Source organism: Streptomyces sp. 8P21H-1, assembly GCF_013302945.1.
This window is the reverse complement of record NZ_JABTYA010000329.1, coordinates 1-5,238: the sequence shown is the minus strand read 5'-3', so window position 1 is coordinate 5,238 and position 5,238 is coordinate 1. Positions and strand designations below refer to the sequence as shown.

The following is a 5,238-nucleotide window of genomic DNA, read 5'->3' as shown; positions in this document are numbered from 1 at the left end:
GGACACCGGGCCGGGGCGGACGGCGACCACGGCCGCGGCGGCCGGTCCCGTTCCCGCGTTCCCGTCATCGCCGCCGTCGGAGTGGGCATAGCCGTGCTCGGCATCGGCGCGGGCGCCCTGCTGAGCGGTGGCGGCGGTGGGGACGAGGACAAGGGCGACGGGAACACGACGGTGGCGGCGACCGCGTCCGCCACGGACGGGTCCTCCGGCTCCGCGTCGGTGGGACCGGCCGAGGCCCAGGCGGTGGCCCTGGACAAGCTCCTGGCGGACAGCGGCGCCAGCCGCGACTCGGTGGTCAAGGCCGTCGACAACGTGCGCAGGTGCACCAATCTCGGCCAGGCTGCGACCGACCTGCGCGACGCCGCCAAACAGCGCAACTCCCTGGTCACCCGGCTCGCGGGCCTGTCCGTCGAGAAGCTCGACAACCACGCGGAGCTGACCGCCGCGCTCAACAGCGCGTGGAAGGCATCCGCCGCGGCGGACACGCACTACGCCGCCTGGGCCGACCAGGCCGCGGGCAAGAAGGGCTGCGAGAAGGGCCAGGCCCGCTCCACGGGTCGGACCGCCGCGGGCAACCGGGAGAGCGGCACCGCGACCACGCAGAAGGCCAAGGCCGCCAAGCTGTGGAACTCCATCGCCCACACCTACGGACTGACGGAGCGCCAGCCCGGCCAGCTGTGACGCGGTCAGGACGTGGTGGTCTCCAGGACCTCCGCCACGTTCACGAAGCCCCTGCGGTCACTGACCAGGCGGCCCCCGCGGACCACCTGGAAGGTCACGTCCGCGTTGGCCAGGCGCGGGAAGTCGCTCGTCGTGAGCAGGTCCTGGAAGCTCCAGCTCAGGGTCGGCGTCAGCCCGCCCGTGTCGATCCGCAGCCCGTCGTCCAGCGTGCGCCGCAGCGCCCGCGCTGACACCTCGCCGTCGCCCAGCGACTCGATGGCCCTCGTCAGGGCGGTGTACGCGACCCAGGTCGTCTGCACGCCGGGGTCGGCGGCGTCGATCCGGTTGTCGCCGAAGGCCTCCTTCCGGATCACCTCGCGCATCGGCTCCCACCGCTCGTCGCCCGACGCCGGGTACCAGCCGGTGACGTACGCGCCCTCGTAGGTACGGCCCGTCGCGTCGATCACCGACTGGTCGACGCTGCCCAGCACGGAGGCCGTGTGCACCGTCGGGTAGTCCTCGCGGGCCCGCCGGAACGAGTCCATGAAGGTGTCGGTGCGGTCGCCCAGCGCGGGGATCACGCACCCCTCCGCCCTCGGGTCCGCCGAGGACCGCTCCAGGGCCCGCCGGGCGTGCCCCGCGTACTCGGTGGCCTCCTCGGTGGCCCGCTGGTCGACGGAGGCCGCGTGGCCCGCCGCCGCCAGGCCGGAGTCGAGCAGCACGGGCAGTTCGTCGCCGGCGACCGTGTCGGGGCGGATGAGCGTGACCGGACCGCAGGTCCCGCCGAGCTGCCGCCCGAGGCCGGCCAGCAGGGAGGCCTGGCCGCCGTTGACCGGGTAGGAGAGCGGGCTGGTGAACTCGTCGTCCGTGACGCCGTAGCCGCCGAGGTACGGGATGCCGGCTCCCTCCAGCGGGGAGAAGAACGAGCGGGCGTGCTGGCTGTACGAACCGACGACCGCGACGGCGTCCTCCTCGACCGCGCGGCGGGCGCAGTTCGCGGCGGCCACCGTGTCGTTGCGGTCGTTGCAGGTGAGGACCTCCAGCTTGCGGCCGTCGATGCCGCCGTGGGAGTTGACCCAGCGCGCGTACGCCCTCGCCATGGCCGGCATGCCGGGCTTGTTGGTCGTCCTGGTCCTCTCCGGCGCCCACGTCATGACGGTGACGGTGCCGTCCTCTGCTCCCGCCGTGGTGCCGGGGACGACACCGCAGCCGGCCGCCGCCGACACGCACGCCGCCAGCGCGCCCGCGGACAGCACTCTTCCGGCCCTGGTGAGCGGGGAGCGGAGGGCGGGGAGGAAGGAACGGGTGGGTCGCCGGCCGGTCATGCATACGCACGATTCCGTCACATCGCTACGGCGGGTGCGACCCTCGGTCGACGGGTGGTGACGGGACGGTGAACAGCGGGGTGCGGAGCGGACCGGTCCGGCAGGAACGTACGATCGGTGACCGTGCAAGGTTCGGAGAACTCTTCCCGTCGCGGCCGTCGCTCGTCCACCATGGGCGGCATGCCACTGAACGACATGCCGTGGTGGCGCTGGCGCAGCAATGTGCGCTCCGCGCTGCACATGCTTTCCGACACCGAGTTCCAGCGGGGGATATGGCTCGCGGGGGTGGACGGGTACGGGGACGTGACCGACGCCGTCTACCGCCTCGTCGAGGACACCTGGCTGGACAACTGGTCCGCCGAGAAGTACATCGGGACGATCTTCCGCGACTCGCAGGAGGCGGCGCTCGTCGACTCCGCGGTGCTGCGGGTGCTGCGGATCATGCACCAGGTCGGGCCCGACGCACCCGTCTCCGCGTACCTCGACCATCCGGGGTGGCCGGAGGCCGTACGGGCGGCCCGGGACGCACACGTACGGATGGCCGTGAGCGACGGCGAGGACGCGGACGTCCCGCCCCGCACGCTCGAAGTGCTGCGCATCATGACCCGCTCCGCCTGAGGCCCTTCAGAGGCGCGGGGAACTGCGCGACCGGCCCCCACGGACCCGCGGACGCACGCCTGCCCGTCCGGACGGGACGCACGCGCCCCGTCCGCCAGACGGGACGTGTGGGCCCGGGCGCGGCGTTTGTGGGAACCTGGCGGGCATGAATGAGCAGGCCGCGCCCGAGCAGTACGTCCTCACCCTCTCCTGCCCCGACAAGCAGGGCATCGTGCACGCCGTGTCGAGCTACCTCTTCATGACCGGGTGCAACATCGAGGACAGCCAGCAGTTCGGCGACCGGGACACGGGGCTGTTCTTCATGCGGGTCCACTTCTCGGCGGAGTCGCCGGTGACGGTGGAGAAACTGCGGGCGAGCTTCGCGGCGATCGGTGACTCCTTCCAGATGGACTGGCGGATAAACCTGGCCGAGGACCGGATGCGGGTCGTGCTGATGGTCAGCCGGTTCGGGCACTGCCTGAACGACCTGCTGTTCCGGGCGCGCATCGGGGCGCTGCCGGTGGAGATCGTGGCCGTGGTGTCCAACCACACGGACTTCGCCGAGCTCGTGGCGTCGTATGGCGTGCCGTTCCGGCACATCCCGGTCACCAAGGACAACAAGCCGCAGGCCGAGGCGGAGCTGCTGCGGCTGGTGCGGGAGCAGGACGTCGAGCTGGTGGTGCTCGCGCGGTACATGCAGGTGCTCTCCGACGACCTGTGCAAGCAGCTGAGCGGGCGGATCATCAACATCCACCACTCTTTCCTGCCGAGCTTCAAGGGGGCGAAGCCCTACCACCAGGCGCATGTGCGGGGAGTGAAGCTGATCGGCGCGACCGCGCACTACGTGACGGCCGACCTCGACGAGGGGCCGATCATCGAGCAGGAGGTCGAGCGGGTGGGGCACCAGGTCACCCCGGAGCAGCTCGTGGCCGTGGGGCGGGACGTGGAGTGCCAGGCGCTGGCGCGGGCCGTGAAGTGGCACGCGGAGCGCCGGATCATGCTGAACGGGCGACGGACCGTCGTCTTCGGCTAGGACGCGCGGCGGCGGGCGGCGGGCGGCAGGCGGCGGGCGGCAGGTGACGGGTGACGGGTGACAGACGGTCGCGCGCCGGCGTGCCCGCTCCCGCACGCGGCTCCTGCGCGCGGCTACAGCAACTGCTGCATGCAACTGCTGCATGCAACTGCTGCATGCAACTGCTACATACGGCTCAGTGACGCCGCCGCGAAGAGTACGTCCCTGATCGCCTCGCGGTCGCCCAGCTGACCCGCCGCCGCCTCCTCGGGTGGGATGTGCCCGGCCGTGAGCTGGCAGAACTCCACGCCGTCCAGCGCCACGTGGGCCACCTCGTGGTCGGGGGAGGCCGGTGCGGCGGGGGAGTCGAGGGGGATGAGCCACTCCCCGCCGCCCAGGCCCTCGATCTCCAGGCGGAGGCTGCGGCCGGGGGCGCCGGCCGGGGTCAGGTGGCGGGCCTCACGGACGGGTGCCGTGAGCCCCGCCTGGCGGCGGGCGGCCAGGACCGAGGGGAGCAGCCGGGCGCCCAGGTCGATCATCGCGTGCAGGTGGCGGGGCGCGGGCGGTTCGTACGGGTAGTCGACCGCGTCCGCGATGTCCCCGGCGTGCACCCAGGTCTCGAAGGCGCGGTCCAGCATCGCGTCGCGCAGCGGGAGTTCGAAGTCGCCGTACGGGACGGGCAGGCGGCCGGAGCCCCCGTCGGTCGCGAAGGCCGCCGTGCGGACGAGGTTGTGGGACTGCTCGCGCCACGGGCCGTGCACGGAGCGGGTGGGCGGGAAGGGCGCGGCGCGCCAGCATGCCTCGGTGCGGGCGGCGGGGCCGGAGGCGTCCGCCGCGGTGTCCAGGGGGTCGTCCAGGCCGAGCGTGACGGCGACGAGGCCGTCCACGGTCAGGAGGTGGGCGATGACCCCGGCGACGGTGGTGCGGCGACTCGTGGGTTCGTCGCCGTCGAACCAGCGCAGCCGTACGGGGGCGTGCCACTCCGCGCCGCCGATGTCCTGGAGCAGGGCGTCCAGGCGGGCGGTCTCCGCGTCGTACGGCATCGCCCAGGAGGGCACCGGGATACGGGGCGGGCGGCGGTCCAGGCAGGACTCCAGGACGCGGGTGCGCAGGGCGGGGTTCAGGTCGAGGCTCTCCGGCCGGTGCAGGAGGCCGACCGCCTCGCGCAGTCGCAGCGCCTCCTCGGCGCAGGCGCCGCAGCCGCCCAGGTGGTCCTCGACGGCCGCCGTCTCCGCGGGGGAGCAGGCCGCCAGCGCCCAGGCCCCGAGCAGGGCCTTCAGCACCTGGTGATCGAGGGCGGGAGGAGCGGCGGAGGGGGGAGCGGCGGACGTGGGGGGAGCGTCGGACACAGGGGACACAGGGGACACAGGGGACACAGGGGGCACAGGGGACACGGAGGACACGGGGGAGGCGGAGGGCGCGGGGGACGCCGGGGAGGGCAGGGGCAGACCCGTGTCCTCGACGGACGAGCGGGGCGTGGGTATGCGCGGGGGACGGGCGCGGTCCGGTCCGGCGCGCCCGCCTCTGTCCCCTCCGTCCCCGCCGTCCGGCGGACCGGCGTCGTGGCGGTGCGGGTCCCGCCCGGAAGGGTCCGAACCGGAAGGGTCCGGGGCGGTCACCGGGCACCCCCGTGTCCGGGCGGCG

The 5,238-nt window shown here is 73.5% G+C and carries 4 protein-coding genes and 1 pseudogene; 3 read left to right on the top strand and 2 right to left on the bottom strand.

From position 1 onward, the window contains the following. Positions 1-681: pseudogene (locus tag HO151_RS06850) on the top strand (hypothetical protein); the annotation flags it as partial. Positions 682-686: 5 nt separating this feature from the next. Here HO151_RS06850 and HO151_RS06845 read toward each other — a convergent pair. After that, entirely contained in the window at positions 687-1,985 is a 1,299-nt protein-coding gene (locus HO151_RS06845; protein WP_173895192.1) for an ABC transporter substrate-binding protein, read from the bottom strand. A 117-nt stretch (positions 1,986-2,102) separates the two neighbouring features. On the opposite strand from HO151_RS06845, the gene HO151_RS06840 reads away from it, so the two are divergent. Beyond that, positions 2,103-2,603 (top strand): hypothetical protein, encoded by a 501-nt coding sequence (locus HO151_RS06840; RefSeq protein WP_173895191.1) that lies wholly within the window; start codon positions 2,103-2,105, stop codon positions 2,601-2,603. 145 nt (positions 2,604-2,748) lie between these two features. Beyond that, positions 2,749-3,615, top strand: coding sequence for a formyltetrahydrofolate deformylase (purU, locus tag HO151_RS06835; RefSeq protein WP_173895190.1), 867 nt, complete (start codon positions 2,749-2,751; stop codon positions 3,613-3,615). Between the two features lie 164 nt (positions 3,616-3,779). Here purU and HO151_RS06830 read toward each other — a convergent pair whose 3' ends face one another. Further along, positions 3,780-5,078 carry a zf-HC2 domain-containing protein gene (locus tag HO151_RS06830; RefSeq protein ID WP_368039447.1) on the bottom strand — a complete coding sequence of 433 codons (1,299 nt, stop codon included), beginning with the start codon at positions 5,076-5,078 and terminating at the stop codon, positions 3,780-3,782. Between the last annotated feature and the right edge of the window lie 160 nt (positions 5,079-5,238).